Here is a 24,842-nt window from a genome sequence, read left to right on the forward strand (position 1 = left end):
ATGAAATCTATCTTATTAAAAACACAGAAAATTATTTTCGTACTCTTTGGCTTTACTTTGTCTTTTGCCCAGAACAGCATGAAAATTCCGTCTGATGCTGTATTTTATATGGAAGTCAACGGGAAACAGCTGAATAATAAAATCAACTGGAATAAATTGAATCCTTTGCTGAATGAACTCAGCAAAAAAAGTAAAGAAAATCTTTCCTGGACAGATTACTCCAAAACCGGAATTAAATACGATGATGTTCAGTATCATTATGCCAGTTTTAATGATTCTATTAAATCTTACAACACCCACTTTATCATTGATAATAAAGAAAAATTTCAGGAATTCATCAATTCTGTAAAGAAAAAAGGGCAGGAGATCTCCAGCAGAAAGAACTATTCTTACGTGGATATCAATGATGATATTTTTGTTGCCTGGAACGGAAGTCGTGCAGTTCTCAGCATGATCAGCTATACCAAACCTTATAAAGATCTCTGGGCTACGGAAGCTGTCGCTGACAGTGCCTCTGTTGCTGTTGTAGACAGTGCTGCCGTAGATGCCGGAGATACAGCTTATACGGATGAACCTGAAAAACCATTTGATTATAAAGAAGAAATCAGAAATCTGAAGGAGGATATTAAATACCTGAAGGAAAGTATTAAAGATAACAACAACGAAATCGCAAGAATCCAGAAAGATATCAAATATCTTCAAAAACATCATAAATATCCTGAAGAAAAAGAAAATGCTGAAAGTCCTGAAAATGGAGAAGAAATGCCTGACAGTGCATATGGCGAGGAAGAGGAAAAAGCTTTCCAGAAAGAACAGGACTCTATCCGCAGGGAAAACTTCAGGATCGTTAAAAAAAATGCTGAGGACAGGTTTGATCAATACTTCAGTTCAAATCTGGAAATTGAAGTTCCCAAAGAAATGCTGAAATTCCGGGATGCCAACTCGGATGTATTTGTGTACACAGATTATGGAAGAATTGTGAATGAAGGAATCTACGGAAAGATGACAAAGTATTATAGCTATGGACAGTTTTTCAAAAATATGTATGATTCCAATTACTCTTACAATCTGTATTTTGATAAAGATAAAGTAAGACTGGTCAATAATTATCAGCACAAAAATGCAGGTATACAAAACAGTGTATCAGCTATTTACAAAGGGAAGAAAAATAAGAAACTGCTGGAACTTATCAATGAGAAAAGTGTTGGCTACTATGCTATGAATATAAATGGGGCAAAGTGTTTTGATATGATGTACAGTCTTCTTCAGAATTCCGGAGAAAATGAGTATAAAAAAGAAATGGAGCTGATCATGGAAACCATGAAGATTGTTCTGGATGAAGAAGCGATTGCCAAAATAGCTCCGGGGAACGGAATCTTTGTTTTAAACGAGCTGAAATCCAAAACAGTAGAGTACACGGATTTTGAATATGATGCTGATTTCAACGAAAAAGAAGTAAAGAAAACCAAAGAAATTGCTGTTCCTAACTTCACTTTTGCTTTTGCAACAGAAAATGAAGGCTACTGGAATCGTATTTTTGATCTGCTAGCAACTAACAAGAAATTTTCTAAAAGATTCTCTAAAAAAGGAAGCATGTACACCTTTAAAGAAGAGAAAGATGGAGGATATATTGATCAGCTGTTCTTTACAGTGAAAGACGGAGTGGTATATCTGATGAGTTCTGCCGACAATATTTTATCTGTACACCAGTCAGATATTTCCAGAAAATGGGCAAAAGACTCAGCTAAATATCCTTTATCCGGGAGACTTGATATTCAAAAGCTTTTAACGGGTTTAGATAAAGAATTTAAAAGCCCTAAAGAAAGAAAAACATTGGATGCCATCAGAAAAAATGTAGGAGAGCTGTATTACAAAACTGAAGTGAAAGGAGAAAGTATTCAGACTGAAATGAATTATAACATCAAAGATTCTTCAGAAAACAGCTTAATGTACTTCTTTGATATATTTGATCAGGTTTTTAAATCAAAAGAAACAGAAAAGAAACCACAAATTTTATAAATGAACAAAAAGAGGATTATTGTTCCGTTACTATTATTGCTTATTACTGTGGTATATTTTGTGGTTTTTCATAAGGATAAGAACCTCAGATATATTCCTCAGAATGCAGATGTGGTTGTTTTAATTGACACAAAGAAATTAACGGAACAATATCTCTTCAGCCTAGCAATGCACCCTTCAAGGTGGTCCGGAGGTAAAGCAAAAAATAAAAGCTCTGGCTCATTCAAAGATTCAGGGATCAGAATTCCAGATTTTTTACAGATTTTCCATATTAAAGACACCGGGTTCTCCGAATGGTATACCATTTTAGAACTTAAAGACTCCCAGCGATTCATTGGTTTTTTAAAAAAACAGAAGTTTACGGATAAAGGAGATAACCATTTTCAGAAGGATCAGATCTTTCTTATGGTGGAAGGAAATCATTGTGTGGCAGGGATTTCGGATCTTGCTTTTGAGACTATACGGAAGCAAATGCTTCATAATTCTGCGAATACCGTTTGGAATGCAGATCAGTTTATTCAAAATACTTTGGGAAGTATTTCATTCATTTCAGGACAGAAAATTCAAAACTTTTCCATGACGTTAAATGATGATGAAATTGAGATCCGAAACAATTCAAACCGGGAAATTTTTGACAGAATTACCTCCATGCTTCAGAAAAGAAATCATTTTCTTGAAGTGGAACTTGACAAAGAAAATATCAGAAATTTCAGCCGTTTTTTCAATAAAAGTATTGCTGATTCCTCACGGGTGATTGCTTTAAAGGGCACTGCAGACCTCGTACAGGTCAATGATACCATTATCAGCTATGAATATGATGATAACTTTAATGAAGTGGAAAAGAAGACCATTCAGAAGATTACACAGCCCAGCTATAATATGGGTATTCAAAGCAACGATTCAGGAAAAACCTGGGAGTATTTCCAGTCCAGGAAATGGATCAATGATGAAAATCAATTTACCGCAATTCCATTTCAACCCAATCAAATCAGTAAAACAGATAAGGGAATTGTCATACAGTCAACAAGGAAGCAAGTGAAGTTACCACCTCAGTTAAACGAAAATTACTTCCTGATCAGAAATAATGCTTTGCTGTATTCATCTTTAAAAATATTGACCAGCAGTGAGAAAAAGATCATTTCAGACATTGATTACGTCCTGTATGGAAATAAAGCAAAGGATTACTGGTTGAAAATAAAAGCGAAGAAAGGAGATTTACCCTTAATTTTACGGTGGTAATCATAGAAACTGAAAAAATATCCATTAATGGCTCCATCAGAAATTGCTGTGCTCAAAACATGCACACATTACTTTTTACATTTTGTGTTTCCGGTCTTTATAGCATTGGTTTTTTATCCTAAAAACTGGAAGAAAGTATATCTTATACTACTGGCTACAATGCTTGTAGACCTGGATCATCTTTTTGCCAATCCGATTTTTGATCCGTCAAGGGGAAGCATAGGCTTTCATTTTTTACACTCCTATTATGCCATTGCGGTGTATTTTTTGATGCTGTTTTTCAGAGGCAATGTCAGGATTATAGGAATTGGGCTTCTGTTTCACATGTTGACAGATTATCAGGACTTTAACTTCTGGCCTCATTAAAATAACATTAATATTTTCTTTTGATATTGAAAATAATATAGATTTTTTGTATTTTGTAGTCACTTTATGAAACCTAAAGAATTCTTACATTACACCTATATTTTTCCTCTCCTTGCGGTAGGGTACTACTTTTCCGGATTGATGGGAACAGGAGTTCTTTATGATATTCTTGCAGGTATTTTATTGATTGGCAGTGTTTTATCAGCAGTACATCATGCTGAAGTTGTAGCGCATAAAGTAGGAGAGCCTTTCGGAACCATTATCCTGGCTCTTTGTATCACCATTATTGAAGTGGCGCTTATCATCTCACTGATGGTTGCCGGCGGAGATCAGGCGATCACGCTGGCCAGGGATACCGTTTTTGCTGCTGTCATGCTTATTCTCAACGGAATTCTGGGAATATGTATTCTTGTAGGTGGCGTTAAATACCATGAGCAGTTCTTTGCAAGAACCTCAGCAACTACCTATCTGGTAAGTATTGTTTCCATTCTGGTGCTTACGCTGGTTCTGCCTAATTTTACATCAAGTGTAAACGGACCTTTCTACAATGAAGCCCAGCTTATTTTTATATCCATTGCCTGTCTTGTGATTTATGGTGTATTCCTTATGGTACAGACGGTGCGCCACAGAAGCTATTTTATTGTTCCTGATGAGCATCCGGAAGAACATTATATTCCTACTTTAGTCAAAACACTGATAAGCTTTGTTTTTCTGCTTATTTGTCTCGCCATTGTGGTACTTATGGCAAAAGGATTATCAGATACAATTGAAGATATGGTAAGAAGCCTGGGGGCGCCAAAATCCCTGGTTGGGGTTATCATTGCCGCCGTTGTTCTTCTTCCTGAAGGGGTTGCTGCTATTCGTGCGGCAAGGGCTAACCAGATTCAGTCCAGCTTAAATCTGGCATTAGGATCTGCGCTGGCAAGTATCGGATTGACTATTCCGGCAGTTTCAGCAGTATGTATCATGTATGATATCCCATTGGTCCTTGGTCTGGATAAAAAAGACGTTATTTTGCTCTCTTTATCAGTATTTATTGTAATGCTTTCCCTGAGCCGCGGAAAAACAAACATCCTGTATGGTACTGTTTTATTAGTGAATCTGGCGGCTTATATCTTTACGGTAATAGTTCCTTAATAAGCTGAATTATATTGATATCTCGGATCTCGAATAGATTTCTCTTACAGTCTTCTTGCTAAATCCATTTTGAAGGCCATCAGTTTTGCTATATTTTCGGATTTATAAATCGCCATATCAGCATTTTCTCCTACGAAATTTTCTTCAATGGTGATTCGCCAGAGCTCAAGCCATCTGTCAAAATGTTTCTGCTCCATGGCCTGCATTTCATTAATGGGGAAGTGTACTCCCATAGGATTTCCTTTATAGCTCATCTGCCCAAAGAGAATAGATTCCCAGAAAGAATACATTTTTGGAAGATGTTTTTCCCAGTTTACTTTAGCAATATCATTGAAAAAGAATCCTATGGTATCATCTTTAATTACCTTTGCATAAAATGAGTTGACAAGGTGTTCAATGTCCTCTCTTGACTCCAGTTTTTTCATACTTCAAATGTACTCCAAAATCGATTTAAAACTCAAATGAATCAATTGATAAAATTCATCAAAACAATATTTTATCTTTGCATCACAAACGGTAAGAAAATGCTTTAAAAATGACAGGAGGTTTCAGAAAAAAGATCCGTCAGAAAAATGCGGAGAACAGTGGTTTCGGAACCAATGCATCCGGAAGGTTTATCAATAAGGACGGTCTCCCGAATGTTCAGAGAAGGGGCGTGAATGTTTTTAACAGGCTAAGCTGGTATCATACTATGCTGAATCTTTCATCATTCCGCTTTATCTCCTATCTGGTTATTGCCTACATTCTGGTAAATCTGCTTTTTGCTATGATCTACTATCTGATTGGTGTAGAGCATCTTACCGGAATTGACAAAAGTGATCCGCTAAACGAGTTTATTGATGTATTTTTCTTCAGCTCACAGACCTTTACCACAGTAGGATACGGAAGAATAGCACCGGTAGGCTTTTTGGCAAGCCTTGTGGCTACTTTTGAAGCTTTTTTGGGATTGCTTACCTTTGCCATTGCAACCGGTCTTTTTTACGGAAGGTTTTCAAGGCCACGGGCATATCTTAGATTTTCAGATATAGCATTGATTGCTCCTTTTCAGGAATCTTCGGCATTAATGTTCAGGCTTGCTCCTTATAAAAATAATGCCCTCACAGATGCAGACGTTATTGTATCTGCAGCCATTGAAGTCATAGAAAACGGGATTGCCAAAAGTAATTTTTACCGGCTTGAAACTCAGCTTAGCAAGATTAATACGTTAGCTCTCAACTGGACTGTAGTACATAAAATTGATGAGAATTCTCCTTTTTATGGCTTTTCTGAAGAGGATTTTAAAAATACGGATATTGAACTTATCGTACAGGTACGCGCATTTGATGAAGTGTTTTCTAACACTGTGGTTCAGCGTTCTTCATATACTACCGGAGAAATCGTCTATGGGGCAAAATTTGTCCCAATGTTTTATCCGAATAAAGAAAATCTTTCCACAATACTGGATCTGGACAAAATCAATGAATATAAAAGAGAAGAGCTTTCGGATTTCGTGAGAAACAAAGAATAAATGAATTTAGATTTTTATAAAAAACAGGCTGTACAGAAGCAGAAGGAACACAAGAAATTTCTGGACGGATTAAAGAAAAAACCGCCCAAAAATCTTGATTATATAGTGCAGGAAACCCATGATGAAGTTTTTGAGGAAATTGATTGTCTTCAGTGTGCCAATTGCTGCAAAACAACAGGCCCACTCTATACAGAAAAAGATATTGAACGTATCGCCAAACATCTGAGAATGAAACCTGCAGACTTTGAAGCCAAGTTTCTAAGAGTAGATGAAGACAATGATAAAGTACTGCAGAACCTTCCTTGCTTTTTCCTGAACAGTGATAATACCTGTTCAATTTATGATGTAAGACCAAAAGCCTGTCGTGAGTACCCACATACAGACCGGAAGAAAATTTATCAGATTAATAATTTAATGCTGAAAAATACAGTGATCTGTCCTGCTGCATTTGAATTTGTAGAAAAAATGATGAAGAATATTTCGAAATAGATTTCAGGTAGGGAGCAGTAAGATAGGATAGGGAAGGTTTGATAATGAGCTGTTTTAGTTAGTATTTTTACTGAAATAAACTTCCGGTTTCCAGTACGCTGCTTCCGGCTAATTCAAACGATTTTATTTTTGCAAAATCCTCTTAAATAATCATAAAGTACGTTAAATAAGCTATTTACGCATAATTTTATATTTGAAGCTTCGTTTAAGTTAAACAATCATTTAAATATTATCATTATGAAAAAGTTATTTTTAACGGCAGCGTTTACATTAGTCGGAGTAATCGCAGTATCAGCACAATCAACACCACAAAAGCCGGCCGATACTTCTACTAATAACCCAACGACAACTCAAACCCAACAACCGAATACCCAGACTACAAGTCCTTCGGATCCAAAAACTCAGGAAAAATCACCTGCAACTACAACGGAGACTGCCCCGGCAACTGATCCATCAGTAAGTACAACGCCTACGGATGCAACCAAGCCTGCAGATACCCCTAAAGAGGAAAAGAAAGACAAGAAAAAGAAAAAGTAAAAGCACTTTAGCAAACACTAGTCGGAATCCTGAAATCCTGTATTTCAGGATTTTTTTTGTTCGACTTCTTCCACTTTGTATAAAAGAATCTTAGTGATCAGATCCAGAGGAAGGCCTTCCATCATGGGAAACTGAACCGCTCCTTTTGAAAATTTATATTTCCTTTCTTCAAAATCTTTCTCAAAATTTCGGATGCCCTCAGCTCCGGGATAGAATCCGATATGTTTTTTATACCCTGCAAAATAAATCAAAGGCTTTCCTTTGTAGCGGAAAGCAGGCATCTGATATCCAATATATTCCTCAATATCCGGAACCTGCGAATGAATTGCTTTTCTCAGCTCAAGTAGTTTTTTCTGTATTTCTATGGGGAACAGAAGAATGTATTCATCAATATTTTTAAAGGTGTCTTTCATTGCATAAAAATAAAAAAAGCACTGCATATAGCAGCGCTTTCTCCTTTCACTTTTTACTTTTTTCCCATTATCCCGGGAACAGGCTATATCAAAAAAGGTCGGGAATTTCTCCCAACCTTTGTATTTTCTGTTACACCACTCCCTGAGCCAACATTGCTTCTGCTACTTTTACGAAGCCGGCAATATTTGCGCCTTTTACGTAGTTTACATAACCATCTTCGTCTTTTCCGTAGTCTCTGCAAGCCTTGTGGATACCGATCATGATTTCCTTTAATCTTGCATCAACTTCTTCAGAAGTCCAGTTAAGACGGATAGAGTTCTGGGTCATTTCTAATCCTGAGGTAGCAACACCTCCAGCATTGGAAGCTTTACCAGGAGAGAATAATACTTTGTTGTCTAAGAAATAGTTGATGGCATCTAATGTAGAAGGCATGTTAGCTGCTTCTGTAACACAGATACAACCGTTTTCAACTAATTTTCTTGCGTCATCTAAATCTAATTCGTTTTGAGTTGCAGAAGGGAATGCTACATCACATTTTACTTCCCAAGGGCGTTTTCCTGCATGGAATTCAGCAGATGGATATTTTTTAGCATAATCTTCAGCTCTGTTGTTTCCTGAAGATCTAAGTTCCAGTAAATAATCGATCTTTTCTCCGCTGATACCGTCTTTATCATAGATATATCCGTCAGGACCGGAGATCGTAACTACTTTAGCACCTAGTTCCGTTGCTTTTTTGATAACTCCCCAGGCAACGTTTCCGAAGCCTGATACGGTTACAGTTTTCCCCTGGAAATCCTGCCCGATCGTTTTAAGCATCTGCTCAGCGAAGTATACAACACCATATCCTGTAGCTTCAGGGCGAATCAGTGATCCTCCGTAAGCAAGACCTTTTCCTGTAAGAACTCCCGTAAACTCGTTTCTGATTTTCTTGTATTGTCCGAATAAATATCCGATTTCTCTTGCTCCAACACCGATGTCTCCTGCAGGTACATCTGTTTCAGGACCAATATGTTTGCACAATTCTGTCATGAAAGCCTGGCAGAAACGCATCACTTCCATATCAGATTTTCCTTGCGGATCAAAATCTGAACCTCCTTTACCTCCTCCCATTGGAAGAGTCGTTAAAGAGTTTTTGAATACCTGTTCGAAAGCTAAGAACTTAAGAACTGACAAGTTTACAGTAGGGTGGAAACGTATTCCTCCTTTGTATGGTCCAATAGCAGAGTTCATCTGAATTCTGAAACCTCTGTTAACCTGAATTTCTCCTTTGTCATCAACCCATGGAACTCTGAAAATAATAATTCTTTCAGCTTCAGCCATTCTTTCAAGCAGCTTCATTCCGGTATATTCTTTTTTCGTAGCAATGAACGGAATTACAGTTACGGCAACTTCTTTTACAGCCTGTAAAAACTCCGGTTCGTTGGGATTTTTTGCTTCAATTTTTGCAATAAACTCTTGGATTTTCTGGTCAATATTATATTGTTCCATATATTAAGGTTGAATATTATTGTCAACAAATTTAATTTTTTTTTCAAGATTCACAACACTATATTTTAACATTGTTAAAAATTAAATAATAATGTTTCGTAATATTATTAAATTGATAATTTATCTTCAAATTTTATTAAAAATGAAATGTTATGTGTGAAATAATGCAATATTAAGAAATCATTAAATCTTAAATTGCTGTGAATTGTCTCCCGGAAAATGATTTTACTTTCCCTAAAAGTTCCAATTCCAAAATTATTGGTAAAATTTTGTGGGTGGATACGTCAATTTTTTGTGACAAATCATCCAGAGAAATCTGAGGATGATTTTTGATGGATCGATATATTATCTCTTGATTTTCAGATAATTGTATGCCGGTCTCGCTATGAGGAAATAGTTCCTCCATTTTTTCTTTGGGAGCATTCAGCCCCAATAGTTTTATAAGATCTTTTATGGTAGAAATAGCCGTTGCGTTATTATGGAAGATCAGCTGGTTACATCCCTGGCTGTAAACGTCTGTAATTTTTCCGGGAAGGGCAAAAACATCACGGTTATAATCATTGGCAAAAGCTGCTGTGCTTACAGATCCGCCTCCAAAACTGGTTTCCACTACAATAATTGAAGGTGACATTCCCGCAACGATTCTGTTTCTCTGGATGAAGTTTTCACGGTCCGGTTTTCTGGATGAACAGAACTCTGTAATTAAAGCACCTCCCTCCTGAAGGATCTTTTCAGAAAGCTTTCTGTTATTTGCAGGATATAAATATTGAAAACCATGTGCAAGAACTGCTACAGTAGGTTTTTGGTTACGAACAGACTGTTCATGAACTTCTTTATCAACTCCTAAAGCGAGTCCGCTTACTGAGATATATTTCGAAAACCGGGTGGATTCAAAGAAGTCTTCAATAAACTGACGGCCATAAGCTGTCATATTTCTGGTACCTACAATGCTTACTTTTGGAAGAACATTGTCAATGTTTCCTTTTTGATAGAGAATTGCGGGAGCATCAGGACATTCTTTGAGGAGAGTTGGGGTTTCGTTAAGATGTTTTAGTCTTATTTTGATATTATTTTTTTCGCAAAAATTTACTTCTTCTTCTGCGAATTTCAAATGATTGCTGTTTCCGATGTCGGAAACCGTTTTCTGACCTATACCTTCCAGTTTTTTATACTCTTTTTTTGCTCTTTTCCATGCTTCCTGAGCGCTTCCAAAGGTACGGATGAGCTTATGAAAATGAATGTCACCAATATGGCTGCATTCGCGGAGAGCGATTGCGTAAAAATATTCTTCGGAACTCATATGTGTTTTTTTCAAATGTAGTAAAATAAGTTTTATCTCTTCCTTAATTCATCCAAATGGTCCCAAATGTCATCTTTTTTCTTGTAAGGAAGCTCCATAAAATCTTCAGGATGGTTTTCCTTGTATTCCTGCCACAGCTTGTCGTCCTTCTCACTGTAATAATTCGGAAACTCCCAGATGAATTTTTTCTTTTTTTCACCTACATTTTTAAAAGCAAATGCTATAATACTTCCCACTACAGCTCCGGAAAGATGGGCCTGCCATGAAATCTTACTGGGTTCCTGCATATTGTAGAACAGCTCTTCAGGAAGCATTCCCCACACTAAACTTCCATAATATAAGACTACAAGCATTGAAATGGTGAGAAGTTTTGTATTCCATTTGAATACCCCGCTGAAGAAAAGGAAAAAAGCAAGAACATATACCACACCACTGGCTCCGATAGTACAGGTATACATATATTCTCCGGTTAGAATGTCAATGGGAGGAAGAAGCCATACCAAAAGTCCTGTTGCCAGCCAGCCGATAATAAAAACCTTATTGGCGACCAGAGGATAAAACTGATAAAGCAAAAACATAAGTGCTGCTATTGGGATAGAATTCCCTATAATATGATCAGTATTTCCATGTAAAAGAGGTGATGTAACGATACCAAACAATCCCTCAGGCAAAAGAGGAATAATGGCTCCAAAACAGCTTTGGAAAAAGCCCTGCATTTGTAAAAAGTACCCGAACCACATTGCAGAAAGCATCAGCAATGGATATATAACCGCTCTTTTGGAAATTACATTCTTAAACATGGGAATTTAACGTCAAATCAAAAGCCAATGATAAATTTCGGAAAATTTGTCGATGAATGGGTTGCTATCAAACTGATTTTAAGACAAAAGGTATCAATTTAATTTTTGAACTTATTATTTTGGCATTGATTTTATAGAGATATCTTGTTATTAGGTGATTAAACTTTAGTGAAAATCGATTCTTTAAAGGTGAATTTACCTTTTAAAAAAATTATATTAATATTTTTGCATTGAAAATTATTTAGAGTAATGAAGAAGTTTTTATTGATTCTTTCCTGTTTTATAGGAATATATGCAAGTGCACAAGAAGAATTGAAAAAAGATTCCGCAGTAGTAGACACAGTAAAATACTGGTCAGTGTTAGGAAAAAACACATTAATGATCAACCAGGCTGCCTTTTCAAACTGGGTAGGTGGTGGAGCCAACAACGTAGGGTGGCTTGCCGGTGTCAATTACAATCTGACCTATGAAAAGGATAAAGACCTTTGGGAGAATATCATCATACTGGGCTATGGGCAGAATGACACAAAAGGATTGGGAATAAGAAAAACTCAGGATCTCATTAATGTTTCTACCAATTATGGTAGAAAATTTTCAAAAAGCTGGTATTTCTCTATGGGAGCAGGATTTCAATCACAGTTTGCTGCAGGATATGAAGACGGAAACAATCCCGAAGCTAAAAAAATCTCAAACTTTATGGCACCAGGCTACCTGAACGTCGGGATGGGTATTACATACAGGCCAAACGATGATCTTACGGTTACCCTACGCCCTACCAACGCCAGATGGACATTTGTTCTGGACAAAGACCTCCAGACGGCAGGAAGCTACGGTTTAAAGAGTGATGGTGATACTTCCTTACTGCAATTCGGTTTTCTGGGAACGGCAATATACAAATTAAAAATTATGGAAGATATTTACCTGACCAATACAGCGTCTGTCTTCTCGAATTACCTTGACCGTCCGGACAGGCTGGTTCTAGCTTATGGAGCTTTACTGAACCTGAAAGTAAACAAATATATTTCATCCAATGTAACAGTAGATTTGCTGTACGATCATAATCAGATTGAAAAGACCCAGCTGAAACAAACCCTCGGAATTGGATTCGCCTATACACTGGATAATGGAGTGAAGCGCTCTGACCGTAAAGACAGCCAGTGGTGGATCAAAAAATAGTATAAAATATAATATATTTCAAAGTATAGCACTTCAGATATGAGGTGCTTTTTTGCTTTTTAACTTCTGTAATTTTAAGTTGGTTTAAGTTTAAACCGGAATAGGCTTTCATTTAAATGGTTTGTTTTCATTGTATTATCAAGGGAAATTTAGCTTTGTTAAATTCATTTTATAGTGAATTTTATTCTGTCAAAAATTATTATTTTATACATTTGTAACAAATCGACATTATGAAAAAACTTTTATTGATCAGCTCTGTCTCTTTTGGAGCGTTAGCGCTGGCCCAGGAGACTAAAACAGATGCTCCGGCATCAGACACTGTGAAAGCCTGGTCTATTCAGGGGCAAAATACATTAATGCTTAATCAGGCTGCCTTTTCAAACTGGGTAGGTGGGGGAGCCAATAACGTAGGCTGGCTTGCCGGTGTTAATTATAACCTGACCTATGAAAAAGGAAAAGATCTGTGGGAAAATATTATTGTTTTGGGCTATGGACAAAATAACACCCAGGGAACAGGAGTAAGAAAGACCCAGGATGTTATCAATCTTTCAACCAATTATGGTAGAGAGTTTGCCAAGCACTGGTATTTCTCAGCAGGTGCAGGCCTCCAGACTCAATTTGCTCCAGGGTACGAAGATGGCAATAATCCGGATGCTGCCAAGATTTCGAATTTTATGGCACCTGGATATCTGAATTTAGGAGCTGGGGTTACCTATCGTCCCAATGATAATCTTACAGTAACTTTGCGTCCTGCGAACGCAAGATGGACTTTTGTTTTAGACAAAGATCTTCAGAAAGCGGGAACTTATGGTCTTAAAAATGATGGAGATTCTTCTCTTTTCCAGTTTGGGTTCTTGGGTACAGCCATGTATAAATTAAAGATTATGGAGAATATAAGCCTTTTAAATACAGCTTCTGTCTTCTCAAACTATCTTGACCATCCGGAAAGACTGGTTCTCGGATATAGCGGAGTTTTAAGCATGAAAATCAATAAATATATTTCCACCAACGTTACTCTTGATCTGTTGTATGATCATAATCAGATATGGAAAACACAGTTGAAACAGACATTAGGTGTAGGTCTGGCCTATAATATTGATAATGGCAAAAAGCGTTCAGATAATAAAGATAACCAAAGCTGGTTAAAAAAATAGAATGGCAAATTCTGTCATAAAAATACAAAAGCACTTCAAAATGAAGTGCTTTTGTGTATCAATATATATAAGTTTTAAAATTCTATATCAACTTCTAATTTCTCTGCCAATAGCTTTGAGATCTTTTGTTTAAGAGGTTCTATATCAATGTTCTGCATGGCATCATTTGCGAAAGCATATAAAAGTAATGCCTGTGCTTCTTTTTTAGAGATCCCTCTTGCTCTCAGGTAGAATAATGCATCCTCATTCAATTGGCCTACGGTACAGCCGTGAGAACATTTTACGTCATCAGCAAAGATCTCTAATTGAGGTTTAGTATCGATACTCGCTCCTTCACTTAGCAAAACGTTGTTGTTCTGCTGGTAAGCATTTGTTTTCTGAGCGATTTTATCAACAAAAACTTTTCCGTTGAAAACTCCGTGGGCATTGCCATCGAAGATTCCTTTATAGTTCTGATAACTTTCACAGTTCGGGAAGTTATGGTGAACCGCTGTATGATGGTCAACCAACTGGTCTTTTCCGATGATAGTGATTCCGTTCATGAATGAATTGATATTTGATCCGTTATGAATGAAATCAAGATTGTTTCTTACCAGCTTACCTCCGAAAGAGAATGTATTTACAGTTGTTAAGCTGTCTTTCTCCTGTTTTGCGAAAGTATTATCGATAAGATAGGTTGTGTTGTTATCGTTCTGAAGTTTGTGCCAGTCAGCTTTCGCATTCGGATATGTAAAGATCTCTGTTACAGAGTTGGTCAATACATAAGTACTGTCAAAATTATGGTGGCTTTCAATTACTTCTACTTTTGCTCCTTCTTCTACGATCAAAAGATTTCTTGTATTGTAGAACGTGTTTTCATCCTGATTCTGAGAAATATAGAAAACGTGGATTGGTTTTTCAATCACTACATTTTTAGGAACTTTTAAAAAGAATCCATATTTGCAGTAAGCCAGGTTTAAGTTCGTGAAAGCCTGTTCCTTAGATGCAATGGTATTAAAATATTTTTCAAAAACCTCTTTATGCTTCTCATCGTTCAACGCATAGTTGAAAGAAAGGAACTCTACATTTTCAATAGAAACTTTTGAAAGTTCTTTGTGAAGTTTACCGTTTACAAAAACAATCCAATCAAAGTTTTCTTCTCCAAGGTGCAGCTCATCAAACTGCTCTTTAGTGATATTGTGGTGTTCTTTCGGGAAGAAGTTGTAGCTTTTTTCCGTGATCTCCTTTAGATTGGTATATTTATATTCTTCGTCTTTTTTAGTAGGAAAACCAATATTGGTAAATCTTTGAAGCGCCTCTTTTCTTTCATCATCCAGAAATCTGTGACGAAGACTCTCCAAAAATTCATTATGGTTCTCTATAATTTGTTCTTTTAAACTCATGTTTATTGAAATTTGAAATTTGAGATTTGAAATTATGAGCGGTTAAATTTATTTCCGTTATGTTCGGTAGTTTTTAAATACTTCATAAAACCTGAAATCATTTTTGATAAATCCGCATAATCTTTTTTCAAATCATTAAATTCATTCTCGTTAATAAAATCTCTATCAAATGCTCTGATCAACTGAGATCTTACTTCTCCACATGATCCTTTCGACATAGATAAAAATTAATAAACTCTTTATTTCCTTCCCTTTCAAAACCTTCTGCAATATTATCCATTACAGAGGCAGATGAACGGTCGATTTGATTTTTAATATTTTGACTGCAATTTGAATTTTGTATTAGTGAGATGAAAATTTTTTGGCATAATTCTCTGGATTTTTTCCATATATCTAAATCCTCAAAACTATTTATAGTGGCCATAATTTCAAATCTCAAATATTTAATTTCAAATTAATTAAGAAGCCAGTCGTAACCCTTTTCTTCAAGTTCTAATGCTAAAGACTTATCACCTGTTTTGATGATTTTCCCGTCTGCCAGCACGTGAACGAAGTCAGGCTGAATATAATTAAGCAATCTTTGATAGTGGGTAATCAAAAGAACTGCGTTTCCCTCGTTTTTAAAATAATTTACTCCGTCTGCTACGATTCTTAATGCATCGATATCAAGTCCTGAATCGGTTTCATCAAGAATAGCCAACTTAGGATTAAGCATCATCATCTGGAAGATTTCGTTTCTTTTCTTTTCACCTCCGGAGAATCCCTCGTTCAATGATCTTGAAAGAAAATCTTTTTTGATTCCCAGTTTTTCAGATTTTTCACGGATTAAGGCTAGCATTTCTTTTGCCGGCATTTCTTCCAGTCCGTTTGCTTTTCTTGTTTCGTTCAAAGCAGCTTTGATAAAGTTCGTTACAGAAACTCCCGGAATTTCCACTGGATATTGGAAAGAAAGGAAAATTCCTTTGTGAGCTCTATCTTCAGGAGCATCTTCACTGATGTCTTGTCCTTCGAAAAGAATCTCTCCACCAGTCACTTCGTAATCTTCTTTTCCTGCGATTACAGAAGAAAGGGTAGATTTACCAGCTCCATTCGGTCCCATAATGGCGTGAACTTCGCCCGGCTTTATTTCAAGATTAATACCTTTTAATATTTCTGCGCCATCTTCAATTTTGGCGTGAAGGTCTTTAATTTGTAACATTCTTGCTAACTTTTGCTTTATAATTGTGTGAGCTTCTCATCGTGTATTCACTTTGTCTTTTACTGAAGTATTTCCTCAGCGGACAGATAGAAGCTTTTTATATTTTATTTTACTAATAACCTTCTGTGAAGATTATAATTTATCTTCCGTTGATAACGGTTAATCATCCGATAAAAACACTGAAAACCTTGCCTTTAAATCAGTTGGTTTTTATCTGAAAATCCTTTTAAAAGATTATCCTACTGATCCTTCTAATGAAATTTCAAGTAGTTTCTGAGCTTCAATAGCAAACTCCATTGGAAGTTTATTTAGAACTTCTTTACTGAAGCCATTTACGATCAATGCAATAGCTCTTTCAGTATCAATACCTCTCTGATTACAGTAGAAAATCTGATCTTCCCCGATTTTTGAAGTAGTAGCTTCGTGCTCTAACTGTGCGGAAGGATCTTTGATTTCTATATAAGGGAAAGTGTGAGCACCACATTCATTACCCATCAGCAAAGAATCACACTGGGAGAAGTTTCTGGCGCCTTTTGCAGAAGGCATTACCTTCACCAGCCCTCTGTATGAGTTCTGAGATTTTCCTGCGGAAATACCTTTGGAAATGATCGTTGATTTGGTGTTTTTACCAATGTGGATCATTTTTGTTCCTGTATCAGCATACTGATGGTTGTTGGTTACTGCAATAGAGTAGAACTCACCGATAGAATTGTCTCCTTTAAGGATACAAGACGGATATTTCCATGTTACTGCTGAACCGGTTTCTACCTGCGTCCATGAGATTTTTGCATTTCTCTCGCAAAGTCCTCTTTTGGTTACAAAATTGAATACCCCTCCTTTTCCTTCTTCATTACCCGGATACCAGTTCTGAACCGTTGAATATTTGATTTCAGCATCGTCTAATGCAATAAGCTCAACAACGGCTGCGTGAAGCTGGTTCTCATCTCTTGATGGTGCTGTACATCCTTCAAGATAAGAAACATAACTGCCTTCATCTGCAATTACAAGAGTTCTTTCAAACTGTCCTGTTCCTGCCTGGTTGATACGGAAATAAGTGGAAAGTTCCATTGGACATCTTACTCCTTTAGGAATATAACAGAAACTTCCGTCAGAGAATACTGCGGAATTTAATGCTGCGTAAAAGTTATCCCCTCTCGGAACTACTTTTCCAAGATATTTTCTTACTAAATCAGGATGGTTTTTAATGGCCTCAGAAATAGAACAGAAGATAATTCCTTTTTCTGCCAATGTATCCTGGAAAGTGGTTTTCACAGAAACGGAGTCCATGACAATATCTACGGCAACTCCTGAAAGCCTTTTTTGTTCCTCGATATTAATCCCTAGCTTTTCGAATGTTTTCAATAATTCAGGATCTACTTCATCAAGGCTTGCCAGCTCTGGTTTTACTTTAGGAGCAGCATAGTAACGGATTGCCTGAAAATCTGGTTTTTCATATTTGATATTTGCCCATTCAGGCTCTACCATTTTCTGCCAGATTTTGAAAGATTCCAGACGCCATTCAGTCATCCATTCAGGCTCTTCTTTTTTAGCAGAGATCGCACGGATGATATCCTCATTTAAACCGATCGGGAAATCTTCATAATCAATCTTCGTTTCCCAGCCGAATTCATATTTTTTATTTTCTAGATCGACTCTTAAATCGTCTTCTGTATATTTACTCATTATTTTTTTTTAGATTTCAGATTTTAGATTTCAGAAGTCAGAATAGCTCTGAGGTCTGAAATCTAGGATCTAATGTCTTTTCTCTAAAGACTAAATGATTCCCCACATCCGCATGTTCTGGATGCATTCGGGTTGTTAAAAACAAACCCTTTTCCGTTCAATCCTCCTGAATACTCAAGAGTTGTTCCTGCTAAATAAAGGATGGATTTTTTATCTATAATAATTTTGATGTTATTATCTTCAAAAATCTGATCTGCGTCTGTTTTTTGGTTGTCAAACTTTAAAACATACTCTAAACCAGAGCATCCGCCGCTTTTCACCCCTACTCTTATATAATCTTCAGCAGGGTTAAAACCATCTTCCGTCATCAACTGGATGGCTTTCTCCTTTGCATGGTCTGATACTTTTATCATTGTATTTATTTAGAATGATTTAATGATGCAAAAATACGAACTAATTTCCGCAATCTCAAATCGAAGATATCTATTTTAATGATTCTGATATTAATAGCTGTTTTATATACCGTTATTAATGATAAAATCAAGTGAATTTATCTTATGATGTGAAGATTTCTTTCCTTATTTTAACTTTGAAAGCTATTTTCGATCTATAAAGAAAATTGGTAATGAAACAAAAAATAACTGCTTTTTTTGTATTGTTCTTCATCACGGTATCTTATGGGCAGACAACAAGATTTGTGTATGAAACACTGGTTAACCCGGATTCAATCAATCTGGTCAGTATGAAAAGTGAAAGAACTTTTCTGGATATTAAAGAGGGACGTTCTCTATTTATCAGTGAGAATAAACTGAAAAGAGACTCTCTTTTTACTTCTATAAGATCAGAAGCGAAAGAAACTCAGAAAAAAGAGGAAAGAGATTTTTCAAAAATGGAGGGGAGAAAACATCTTGAACCTACTTTTTTTGAATATTTTATTACCAAGGTTATTCCGGAACAGAAAGTGTATTATTATGAAAAAGCTGCCGGAAAGCAAATTTACTATGAGGAAGACAGGCCCATAAAATGGGAAGTGACAAATGCTGTTGAAAAACAAAACGGATATTCGACCCAAAAGGCAGTGACAGAATTTGGCGGAAGAGTCTGGACGGCATGGTTCACGAAAGAGATTCCTTTGTCTGACGGGCCTTACAAATTCTCAGGACTGCCAGGACTGATTGTAAAACTGGAAGATGACAAAGGAGATTATAAATTTGATCTTGTTAAAAAAATGATGATTAAAAATGCCTTTGAAGAACAGATAGATCCTGATGCTAAACAAAGTACAAGGATTAATTTCCATGGTGATAAAGCAGCTCTGGAACTTGAGTTTGGTAAAAGCAGAAAGGCAATGGCAGGAAATAATGGTGGTGGAAATATGAATTTTGGTGGCGGAAGACATCGTGGCGGCATGGGTGGAGGAATGAATGGAGGAGGAATGAGAGGCGGTGGTCACAGTGGTGACGGAATGCACCGGGGAATGGGAGATGAAAATCAAGGAATACCGGTCTCAACAGGTTCGTCTGGAGAAGTACCTTCTTTTACCAATACAGCCCAGAATCCAATTGAATTAAAATAAATAAAAATATAAATGAAAAAATTAGGTATTATCGCATTGGCACTCTTCATACAGAATGTTTCTGCACAGACAAACAGATTTGTGTATCAGGTCACTATGAAACCTGATGCGGAAAATAAAACAGATATCAAGACTGAAAATGCTTATCTGGATATTTCTCCGGAAAAATCTTTGTTTTATTCTGAAAACAGAATCAAAAGAGATTCTATTATGCAAAAGGCATTTCAAGGCGGAGGCGGAAGAGGAAGTATCAACAGGGACCAGATGGAAAGTTTGAGATCCAATATCAACTATTCTGTAGAAAAGGATAAGACCGGTCAAAAGACTTACTTCAAAGACAGGATTGGCCGTGACATCTATTCGTATGAAGAAGACAGACCGCTGAACTGGAAAATTGAATCAGAAACTAGAAAAATAGGCGAATATAAAGTTCAGAAAGCGGAAACTGATTTTGGAGGAAGAAAATGGACTGCCTGGTTTACCACGGATCTTCCTTATCAGGACGGTCCATATAAATTTGGTGGACTTCCGGGACTGATTGTAAAAATAGAAGATGATAAAGGAGATTATTCTTTTGATCTTATGAAAAATTACAAAATCGCGGAGTTTCCGACTTTGAATCAGTTTGGAAATACTTTAAAAGTAAAAAGAGCTGATTTTGTAAAACAGCAGCAAAAGTTTAAAACAGATCCAATGTCATTTATGAATCAGGGTGGTAGTGTAGCTGCACCCATGAGAATTGGAGGCCCTGGCGGGGGAGGAAATCAGAATCCTGCCGATATGAGAAAGAGAATGGAGGAGCGGATAAAAGAAGAAGCTAAGAGAAATTCTAATCCAATCGAATTGCAATAAATGAAAAATGCGGTCTTCATCTAAGGCCGCATTTTATTTTATATGATAATAGCTATGGTGAAACTATTTCAACAGTTGGTTGAAAGTATCACCTTGTCTGATATCTCCGGTGTTGTACCCTTTCATAAACCATTCTTTACGTTGCGCAGAGGATCCGTGGGTAAAGCTTTCCTGGTTTACATAGCCCTGTGCTCTTCTCTGAATGTTGTCATCTCCAACAGCTTCAGCAGCATCTATGGCGGACTCAATATCTCCAGGTTCCAGGATATGTTTGCTGTCATTGGTTCTTTTTGCCCAGACGCCGGCATAAAAATCTGCCTGCAATTCTGTAGCAACAGAAACTCTGTTCATTTGTTCTTCAGAATATCTTCCACTTCTTCTTAATGCATCTACTTTTTGGGTAGTTCCCAGAAGTGTCTGAACATGATGGCCTACTTCATGAGCCAGAACGTAAGCTACTGTAAATTCGGTTACTTTGGCGCCAAACTTTTGCTGAAGTTCATTGAAGAAGCTCATATCCATATAAACTTTCTGATCAGCCGGACAATAAAATGGTCCCATGGCAGACTGCGCTGTACCACATGCTGAAGAAGTTGTATTTTCGAAAAGAACTACCTGAGGAGCACTGTATGTCATTCCATTTTCCTTGAAGATTTGATCCCAGGTAAGGATATTCCATTTGGCCATCATGTCGACCATTTCTCCAACCTGCTTTTCACCGGCAGTGAGTTCTCTTTGTTCTCCGGAATTTCCTGAAGACTGTATACTGCCGGAATTCAAAATACCGGATGGGTCACCACCCAAAAAGAATACGATGGCGGCTATAATTAAGGTTCCGAGTCCGCCTCCTACGATCATACCGCCACTTCCACCTCCTGAACCACGGCGGTCATCAACGTTTCCGCCTCTGTCGTCTGTCCATTTCATACTAATAAATTTATCGGTTAATTTAAATATTTTAAGCCAAACTATATGCGAAAAATATCTAGATATTTATCTGTTAAGTTGTTTCGTTTTTAGCCAGTAGGAAGTAGACTGATAGGCTGATACAGCATCATCTACCAGTTTCTGATCCGGCTTTTTTAATAAATTTTCGTCGTAATACAGCTTAAATTCCGGGGCAAGGTCGCTTTTTTCCAGTTCCAATGAATACTGTTTTACTTTTTTCACCGGAGAGATAATGGTGAGGCGTCCGTCTTTTATAAGCCCCAGATCCTGATAAGTAGCCACATAGGCTTTAGGCTGGAATTCCTGTCTGAAGACATCCTGTCCTAAAAATTTAGACTGATAACTGAAATTCAGTAATCCGAAAAGGGTAGGCATCAGATCTATCTGAGACATCAGGGCATTAAACTTCTGAGGCTCAATAAATCCTTCAGAAAAGATCATTGCGGGAATTCTGTATTTGTCCATCGGAAGCTCTGTTTTTCCGGCACTTGAAGCACAATGGTCAGCAATAATGACAAAGACTGTATTTTTATACCAGTCCTGTTTTTTAGCCATATCAAAGAACAGTTTAAGAGAATAATCAGTGTATTTTACCCCTCCTTCACGTGATTTTGCTGTTCCGGGAATATCGATTCTTCCATCAGGATATGTAAACGGTCTGTGATTGGAGACTGTCATCCAGTGATTGAAAAACGGTTTCCCTGATTTAGCTTCAGCATTCATTACCTGGATCGCTTTTTTGGCCATATCTTCATCAGCAACACCCCAAACATTGGCAAACGTGATCTCTTCCGGTTTAAAGTTGTTTCTGTCTACGATATCATACCCGTTTCCCTGGAAGAAATCCTGCATATTATCGAAATAGCTGTAGCCTCCATATAAAAACTTAACATCGTATCCTTTGGATTTAAAGACACTCCCGGTTGTGAATTTATTTTTATTGTCATCTCTTTTGATGATACTTTCTCCCGCAGTAGGCGGAATACACAAGGTTAATGCTTCCAGCCCGCGTACCGTTCTGTTACCGGTGGCATACAAGTTTGTAAACATCAGTGATCTGTCTGCAAGACTGTCCAAGAAAGGAGTGATCTTCTGTGTATTGCCGTAATGTTCCATGAAATCTGCAGAAAGGCTTTCAATAGAGATCAATACTACATTCTTTTTCATTTCCGGCTGCTCGGCGGTAACTGCTCTTGATAATGTATGCTGTGGATACTGGCTCAGGAAATTTTTTTCAGCCTGCTGCTGGTTAATCTGCGGATAAAACTGGAAATAATCCAGTTCATTATGCGTAAAGGCCCAATAAAATTTTGGAATTCCGTTCGCTTCAATTTCGTCAGCAAAAACATTGTCTGACCTGATCTGCATCAAAGAAGGTATAGCCAGTGAACTGAGAGCGCAAAGCACTATAAAACAGCCCAGAAGTACCATTTTTTGTTTAAAATCAGGAAGTTCCAGCAGTTCGTTTTTTGTTTTTTTATAAATGAACCATGTGATCGTAAGAGTGACAATCATGATCCCGGAAAATAATGGAATAACCGGATAACTTTCCATGATATTTCCGATCACTTCATTTGTATAGATAAGATAATCTACTGCAATAAAATTATAGCGTACCCCGAATTCATTATAAAAGAAGTATTCACTTACTCCGTTAAAGATAATCAGGAGAACATATAAAAATAATGTGGTGAAATATAATGTGTTCCGGATTTTTATTCTTTGTGCAGGAAGGAAAAGCATCAATCCGAAGAAAAGAGTCTTTATTCCTACGAAGACAAGGGCAATTTCCATGACAGAGCCACCGTACTGCTTAAAAATATTGTTTGGTACAAGCCAAATATAAAGAAAGAACAGAACCAGTGCTCCCAGAATAATGTAACCGTAAGGTTTTCTATATTTTGAATTGGATAAGAAGAGGAAATAAAGGGCGAGAAGAGAACTGGCCAATATGAAAACAAAAACATCATTCACCAGGCCTATGAGCAGGACCTTTATGACTTCAAAAAATCCAAAACTGGCTGTAGTAATAGGATGGAAAAAGAATATTGTTCTTATTATCAACGAAATAATAAGATAAAAAACTCCTAAATATAGGAACGGTTTTATTTTTCTTAAAAACATGTATGTACTGTCTTTATTAGTTTACACAAAGATAGTTTTTGTACAGAACTTTTGATATAAAAAAACAAAAACATGCTCTCTGCTAAAAAGATTTATTTTAGAAATATACCAATAAAAAAGGACTATTAAAAAATAGTCCTCATTATATTTTGTTAAGGCGAATCTGGTTTAAGAGTGTCCAAAGCCGATATTCCCTTTTTTATCGGATAATTTCTTTTTAAAATCGATCATTCTGAGAGCTGTTACAGCGGCTTCCACACCTTTGTTCCCAAGATCACCACCGCTTCTAGCGATAGATTGTTCCTTTGTATCATCTGTCAATACACAGAAAATAGTAGGCGTATCTGTCATGATATTGCAGTCTTTGATACCCTGTGCTACTGCAGAGCATACATAATCAAAATGTGGAGTCTCCCCACGGATTACGCATCCGATAGAGATTACCGCATCATATTTTCTCTCTTTGCACAGCTGCATGCTTGCATAGCTTAATTCAAAAGCTCCCGGAACCGGGAAAAGCTTAATGTTTTCAGATTTTACACCTTCTTTTTCAAGGATTTCCAAAGCTGCATCACGAAGGTTGTACGTTACAAAATCATTCCACTCAGAAAAAACAATGCCGATAGAAAAATCTTCGGCATTCGTTATATGAAGTGGCTTGTAATCGGAAAGATTAACTGTTGCCATTTTTTAGTAATATTTAGTCATTTCAATATAAGAATCAGACATTCCGTTGTCGTAGTCCTGATATTTCTCGTCAATTGTAGCGAAGTATTTTTTGGCTTCTGCATTTTTCTTCAATCCTAATGCAACGATACCTGCTTTTCTTGTAAAGTAATAGGTTGTATAAGGATCGTCAGATGCTGATGCTGCCTGGTCTAATAAAGACAATGCCTCGTCATTTTTATTAAGGCCTGATTTTGCATCTGCCATAGCTCCGTACTTCATTGCCATTAAAGTTTTGTTTTTGGATGAAAATTTATCCAAAAGATCATAAGCTTCCTGGAACTTTCCTTCTTTGAATTTTAATAAACCGGCATTGTAAGCAGAAAGTTTACCGATATCGGTAGAAGAATATTCATTAGCTGTACCTATAAAACCAGGGTTAGCTGCTGATTTTCCACCCAAAGCATCTTTATCTTTACCTTCTGCAAGATTTTTCTGAGCAGCAAGGAAACTTTTCACAGCTTCAGCGTTTTTTGGTGCAATTACAAATTGCTTGTAAGCAAAGAATCCTAAAACTCCTAAAAGCAATGCCCCAAATATAAAACCAAGAGGTTTTGAATATTTTTCAACAAATCTTTCAGTGTTTAAAGCTTCTCTGTCAAGATCTTTAAAGAACTCAACTGTTTCTTTACCTTCTTGCTCGTTCTGAGCACTCTTTCCCAATTTTGCCATAAGTTTTTAAAAATTGAAATGCAAATTTAATTGTTTCTGAATGATTTACAAAATA

24 protein-coding genes and 1 pseudogene are annotated in these 24,842 nt (G+C 36.8%); 11 read left to right on the forward strand and 14 right to left on the reverse strand.

The features are described from left to right. From AC3FI7_RS16965 to AC3FI7_RS16980, 4 genes are all read left to right on the forward strand, one after another. A complete protein-coding gene (locus tag AC3FI7_RS16965) occupies positions 1-2,019 on the forward strand; it encodes a hypothetical protein (protein WP_142723457.1) in 2,019 nt (672 codons plus the stop codon). Further along, complete coding sequence (locus AC3FI7_RS16970; protein ID WP_491460567.1) at positions 2,020-3,258, forward strand: hypothetical protein; 1,239 nt, start codon at positions 2,020-2,022, stop codon at positions 3,256-3,258. It begins immediately after the preceding gene. 27 nt (positions 3,259-3,285) lie between these two features. Next, complete coding sequence (locus AC3FI7_RS16975) at positions 3,286-3,624, forward strand: DUF6122 family protein (RefSeq protein ID WP_142723455.1); 339 nt, start codon at positions 3,286-3,288, stop codon at positions 3,622-3,624. A gap of 66 nt (positions 3,625-3,690) precedes the next feature. Then, complete coding sequence (locus tag AC3FI7_RS16980; protein ID WP_291901126.1) at positions 3,691-4,761, forward strand: calcium:cation antiporter; 1,071 nt, start codon at positions 3,691-3,693, stop codon at positions 4,759-4,761. Positions 4,762-4,805: 44 nt separating this feature from the next. Here the strand turns inward: AC3FI7_RS16980 and AC3FI7_RS16985 are convergent, their stop codons facing one another. Beyond that, on the reverse strand, positions 4,806-5,186 hold the full coding sequence (locus tag AC3FI7_RS16985) for a group III truncated hemoglobin (RefSeq protein ID WP_291901128.1): 381 nt from the start codon (positions 5,184-5,186) through the stop codon (positions 4,806-4,808). Positions 5,187-5,296: 110 nt separating this feature from the next. Between AC3FI7_RS16985 and AC3FI7_RS16990 the strand changes: the two genes are divergently transcribed. The 3 genes from AC3FI7_RS16990 (at position 5,297) to AC3FI7_RS17000 (ending at position 7,294) form a co-directional block, all read left to right on the forward strand. After that, positions 5,297-6,268 (forward strand): ion channel, encoded by a 972-nt coding sequence (locus tag AC3FI7_RS16990; RefSeq protein ID WP_491460568.1) that lies wholly within the window; start codon positions 5,297-5,299, stop codon positions 6,266-6,268. Beyond that, positions 6,269-6,757: a YkgJ family cysteine cluster protein gene (locus AC3FI7_RS16995; protein ID WP_291901132.1), complete on the forward strand. Its 489-nt coding sequence runs from the start codon at positions 6,269-6,271 to the stop codon at positions 6,755-6,757. Between the two features lie 237 nt (positions 6,758-6,994). Further along, positions 6,995-7,294 carry a hypothetical protein gene (locus tag AC3FI7_RS17000; protein ID WP_291901134.1) on the forward strand — a complete coding sequence of 100 codons (300 nt, stop codon included), beginning with the start codon at positions 6,995-6,997 and terminating at the stop codon, positions 7,292-7,294. A 44-nt stretch (positions 7,295-7,338) separates the two neighbouring features. Here AC3FI7_RS17000 and AC3FI7_RS17005 read toward each other — a convergent pair whose 3' ends face one another. The 4 genes from AC3FI7_RS17005 to AC3FI7_RS17020 form a co-directional block, all read right to left on the reverse strand. After that, positions 7,339-7,707 carry an iron chaperone gene (locus tag AC3FI7_RS17005; protein WP_142723449.1) on the reverse strand — a complete coding sequence of 123 codons (369 nt, stop codon included), beginning with the start codon at positions 7,705-7,707 and terminating at the stop codon, positions 7,339-7,341. A gap of 130 nt (positions 7,708-7,837) precedes the next feature. Further along, the gene (gdhA, locus tag AC3FI7_RS17010) at positions 7,838-9,196 is read right to left on the reverse strand and encodes an NADP-specific glutamate dehydrogenase (protein ID WP_142723448.1); all 1,359 of its coding nucleotides are present in this window, start codon (positions 9,194-9,196) and stop codon (positions 7,838-7,840) included. A 190-nt stretch (positions 9,197-9,386) separates the two neighbouring features. Continuing rightward, on the reverse strand, positions 9,387-10,496 hold the full coding sequence (dprA, locus tag AC3FI7_RS17015) for a DNA-processing protein DprA (protein WP_491460569.1): 1,110 nt from the start codon (positions 10,494-10,496) through the stop codon (positions 9,387-9,389). 32 nt (positions 10,497-10,528) lie between these two features. Then, on the reverse strand, positions 10,529-11,296 hold the full coding sequence (locus AC3FI7_RS17020; protein ID WP_491460570.1) for a rhomboid family intramembrane serine protease: 768 nt from the start codon (positions 11,294-11,296) through the stop codon (positions 10,529-10,531). Positions 11,297-11,545: 249 nt separating this feature from the next. Between AC3FI7_RS17020 and AC3FI7_RS17025 the strand changes: the two genes are divergently transcribed. Together AC3FI7_RS17025 and AC3FI7_RS17030 are read left to right on the forward strand one after the other, a co-directional pair. After that, entirely contained in the window at positions 11,546-12,472 is a 927-nt protein-coding gene (locus AC3FI7_RS17025) for a DUF3078 domain-containing protein (protein ID WP_142723445.1), read from the forward strand. A gap of 230 nt (positions 12,473-12,702) precedes the next feature. After that, positions 12,703-13,626, forward strand: a complete 924-nt coding sequence (locus AC3FI7_RS17030) for a DUF3078 domain-containing protein (RefSeq protein WP_491460571.1) — start codon at positions 12,703-12,705, stop codon at positions 13,624-13,626. 74 nt (positions 13,627-13,700) lie between these two features. Here the strand turns inward: AC3FI7_RS17030 and sufD are convergent, their stop codons facing one another. The 5 genes and pseudogenes from sufD to AC3FI7_RS17055 form a co-directional block, all read right to left on the reverse strand. Next, positions 13,701-15,008, reverse strand: coding sequence for a Fe-S cluster assembly protein SufD (gene sufD / locus AC3FI7_RS17035; protein ID WP_291901148.1), 1,308 nt, complete (start codon positions 15,006-15,008; stop codon positions 13,701-13,703). A 32-nt stretch (positions 15,009-15,040) separates the two neighbouring features. After that, positions 15,041-15,432: pseudogene (locus tag AC3FI7_RS17040) on the reverse strand (four helix bundle protein). Between the two features lie 30 nt (positions 15,433-15,462). Then, positions 15,463-16,206: a Fe-S cluster assembly ATPase SufC gene (sufC, locus tag AC3FI7_RS17045; RefSeq protein WP_142723442.1), complete on the reverse strand. Its 744-nt coding sequence runs from the start codon at positions 16,204-16,206 to the stop codon at positions 15,463-15,465. Positions 16,207-16,440: 234 nt separating this feature from the next. Beyond that, on the reverse strand, positions 16,441-17,889 hold the full coding sequence (gene sufB / locus AC3FI7_RS17050; RefSeq protein WP_142723441.1) for a Fe-S cluster assembly protein SufB: 1,449 nt from the start codon (positions 17,887-17,889) through the stop codon (positions 16,441-16,443). An 83-nt stretch (positions 17,890-17,972) separates the two neighbouring features. Continuing rightward, a complete protein-coding gene (locus AC3FI7_RS17055) occupies positions 17,973-18,302 on the reverse strand; it encodes a HesB/IscA family protein (protein WP_101238641.1) in 330 nt (109 codons plus the stop codon). Positions 18,303-18,514: 212 nt separating this feature from the next. Here AC3FI7_RS17055 and AC3FI7_RS17060 point away from each other — a divergent pair, with 212 nt between their 5' ends. Next, on the forward strand, positions 18,515-19,465 hold the full coding sequence (locus AC3FI7_RS17060) for a GLPGLI family protein (protein WP_491460572.1): 951 nt from the start codon (positions 18,515-18,517) through the stop codon (positions 19,463-19,465). Positions 19,466-19,477: 12 nt separating this feature from the next. Continuing rightward, on the forward strand, positions 19,478-20,317 hold the full coding sequence (locus AC3FI7_RS17065) for a GLPGLI family protein (RefSeq protein WP_491460573.1): 840 nt from the start codon (positions 19,478-19,480) through the stop codon (positions 20,315-20,317). Between the two features lie 63 nt (positions 20,318-20,380). Here the strand turns inward: AC3FI7_RS17065 and ypfJ are convergent, their stop codons facing one another. The 4 genes from ypfJ to AC3FI7_RS17085 form a co-directional block, all read right to left on the reverse strand. Continuing rightward, positions 20,381-21,244: a KPN_02809 family neutral zinc metallopeptidase gene (gene ypfJ, locus AC3FI7_RS17070; RefSeq protein WP_142723438.1), complete on the reverse strand. Its 864-nt coding sequence runs from the start codon at positions 21,242-21,244 to the stop codon at positions 20,381-20,383. 66 nt (positions 21,245-21,310) lie between these two features. Continuing rightward, the gene (locus AC3FI7_RS17075) at positions 21,311-23,389 is read right to left on the reverse strand and encodes an LTA synthase family protein (RefSeq protein WP_491460574.1); all 2,079 of its coding nucleotides are present in this window, start codon (positions 23,387-23,389) and stop codon (positions 21,311-21,313) included. 168 nt (positions 23,390-23,557) lie between these two features. Further along, complete coding sequence (gene ribH, locus AC3FI7_RS17080; protein WP_002982386.1) at positions 23,558-24,076, reverse strand: 6,7-dimethyl-8-ribityllumazine synthase; 519 nt, start codon at positions 24,074-24,076, stop codon at positions 23,558-23,560. Between the two features lie 3 nt (positions 24,077-24,079). Further along, the gene (locus tag AC3FI7_RS17085; protein ID WP_142723436.1) at positions 24,080-24,787 is read right to left on the reverse strand and encodes a YfgM family protein; all 708 of its coding nucleotides are present in this window, start codon (positions 24,785-24,787) and stop codon (positions 24,080-24,082) included. Between the last annotated feature and the right edge of the window lie 55 nt (positions 24,788-24,842).

The organism is Chryseobacterium sp. TQ-BC-N36 (genome assembly GCF_058382295.1).

Coding starts and splice junctions, on each gene's coding strand:
- AC3FI7_RS17025 (WP_142723445.1), top strand. CDS start 11,546: ATGAAGAAGTTTTTATTGATTCTTTCCTGTTTTATAGGAATATATGCA.
- AC3FI7_RS16985 (WP_291901128.1), bottom strand. CDS start 5,186: ATGAAAAAACTGGAGTCAAGAGAGGACATTGAACACCTTGTCAACTCA.
- AC3FI7_RS17085 (WP_142723436.1), bottom strand. CDS start 24,787: ATGGCAAAATTGGGAAAGAGTGCTCAGAACGAGCAAGAAGGTAAAGAA.
- AC3FI7_RS17030 (WP_491460571.1), top strand. CDS start 12,703: ATGAAAAAACTTTTATTGATCAGCTCTGTCTCTTTTGGAGCGTTAGCG.
- AC3FI7_RS16995 (WP_291901132.1), top strand. CDS start 6,269: ATGAATTTAGATTTTTATAAAAAACAGGCTGTACAGAAGCAGAAGGAA.
- dprA (WP_491460569.1), bottom strand. CDS start 10,496: ATGAGTTCCGAAGAATATTTTTACGCAATCGCTCTCCGCGAATGCAGC.
- AC3FI7_RS17000 (WP_291901134.1), top strand. CDS start 6,995: ATGAAAAAGTTATTTTTAACGGCAGCGTTTACATTAGTCGGAGTAATC.
- sufB (WP_142723441.1), bottom strand. CDS start 17,889: ATGAGTAAATATACAGAAGACGATTTAAGAGTCGATCTAGAAAATAAA.
- AC3FI7_RS17065 (WP_491460573.1), top strand. CDS start 19,478: ATGAAAAAATTAGGTATTATCGCATTGGCACTCTTCATACAGAATGTT.
- AC3FI7_RS16980 (WP_291901126.1), top strand. CDS start 3,691: ATGAAACCTAAAGAATTCTTACATTACACCTATATTTTTCCTCTCCTT.
- sufC (WP_142723442.1), bottom strand. CDS start 16,206: ATGTTACAAATTAAAGACCTTCACGCCAAAATTGAAGATGGCGCAGAA.
- AC3FI7_RS17005 (WP_142723449.1), bottom strand. CDS start 7,707: ATGAAAGACACCTTTAAAAATATTGATGAATACATTCTTCTGTTCCCC.
- AC3FI7_RS16970 (WP_491460567.1), top strand. CDS start 2,020: ATGAACAAAAAGAGGATTATTGTTCCGTTACTATTATTGCTTATTACT.
- sufD (WP_291901148.1), bottom strand. CDS start 15,008: ATGAGTTTAAAAGAACAAATTATAGAGAACCATAATGAATTTTTGGAG.
- AC3FI7_RS16975 (WP_142723455.1), top strand. CDS start 3,286: ATGGCTCCATCAGAAATTGCTGTGCTCAAAACATGCACACATTACTTT.
- AC3FI7_RS17020 (WP_491460570.1), bottom strand. CDS start 11,296: ATGTTTAAGAATGTAATTTCCAAAAGAGCGGTTATATATCCATTGCTG.
- AC3FI7_RS16990 (WP_491460568.1), top strand. CDS start 5,297: ATGACAGGAGGTTTCAGAAAAAAGATCCGTCAGAAAAATGCGGAGAAC.
- AC3FI7_RS17055 (WP_101238641.1), bottom strand. CDS start 18,302: ATGATAAAAGTATCAGACCATGCAAAGGAGAAAGCCATCCAGTTGATG.
- ribH (WP_002982386.1), bottom strand. CDS start 24,076: ATGGCAACAGTTAATCTTTCCGATTACAAGCCACTTCATATAACGAAT.
- AC3FI7_RS17060 (WP_491460572.1), top strand. CDS start 18,515: ATGAAACAAAAAATAACTGCTTTTTTTGTATTGTTCTTCATCACGGTA.
- AC3FI7_RS16965 (WP_142723457.1), top strand. CDS start 1: ATGAAATCTATCTTATTAAAAACACAGAAAATTATTTTCGTACTCTTT.
- gdhA (WP_142723448.1), bottom strand. CDS start 9,196: ATGGAACAATATAATATTGACCAGAAAATCCAAGAGTTTATTGCAAAA.
- ypfJ (WP_142723438.1), bottom strand. CDS start 21,244: ATGAAATGGACAGACGACAGAGGCGGAAACGTTGATGACCGCCGTGGT.
- AC3FI7_RS17075 (WP_491460574.1), bottom strand. CDS start 23,389: ATGTTTTTAAGAAAAATAAAACCGTTCCTATATTTAGGAGTTTTTTAT.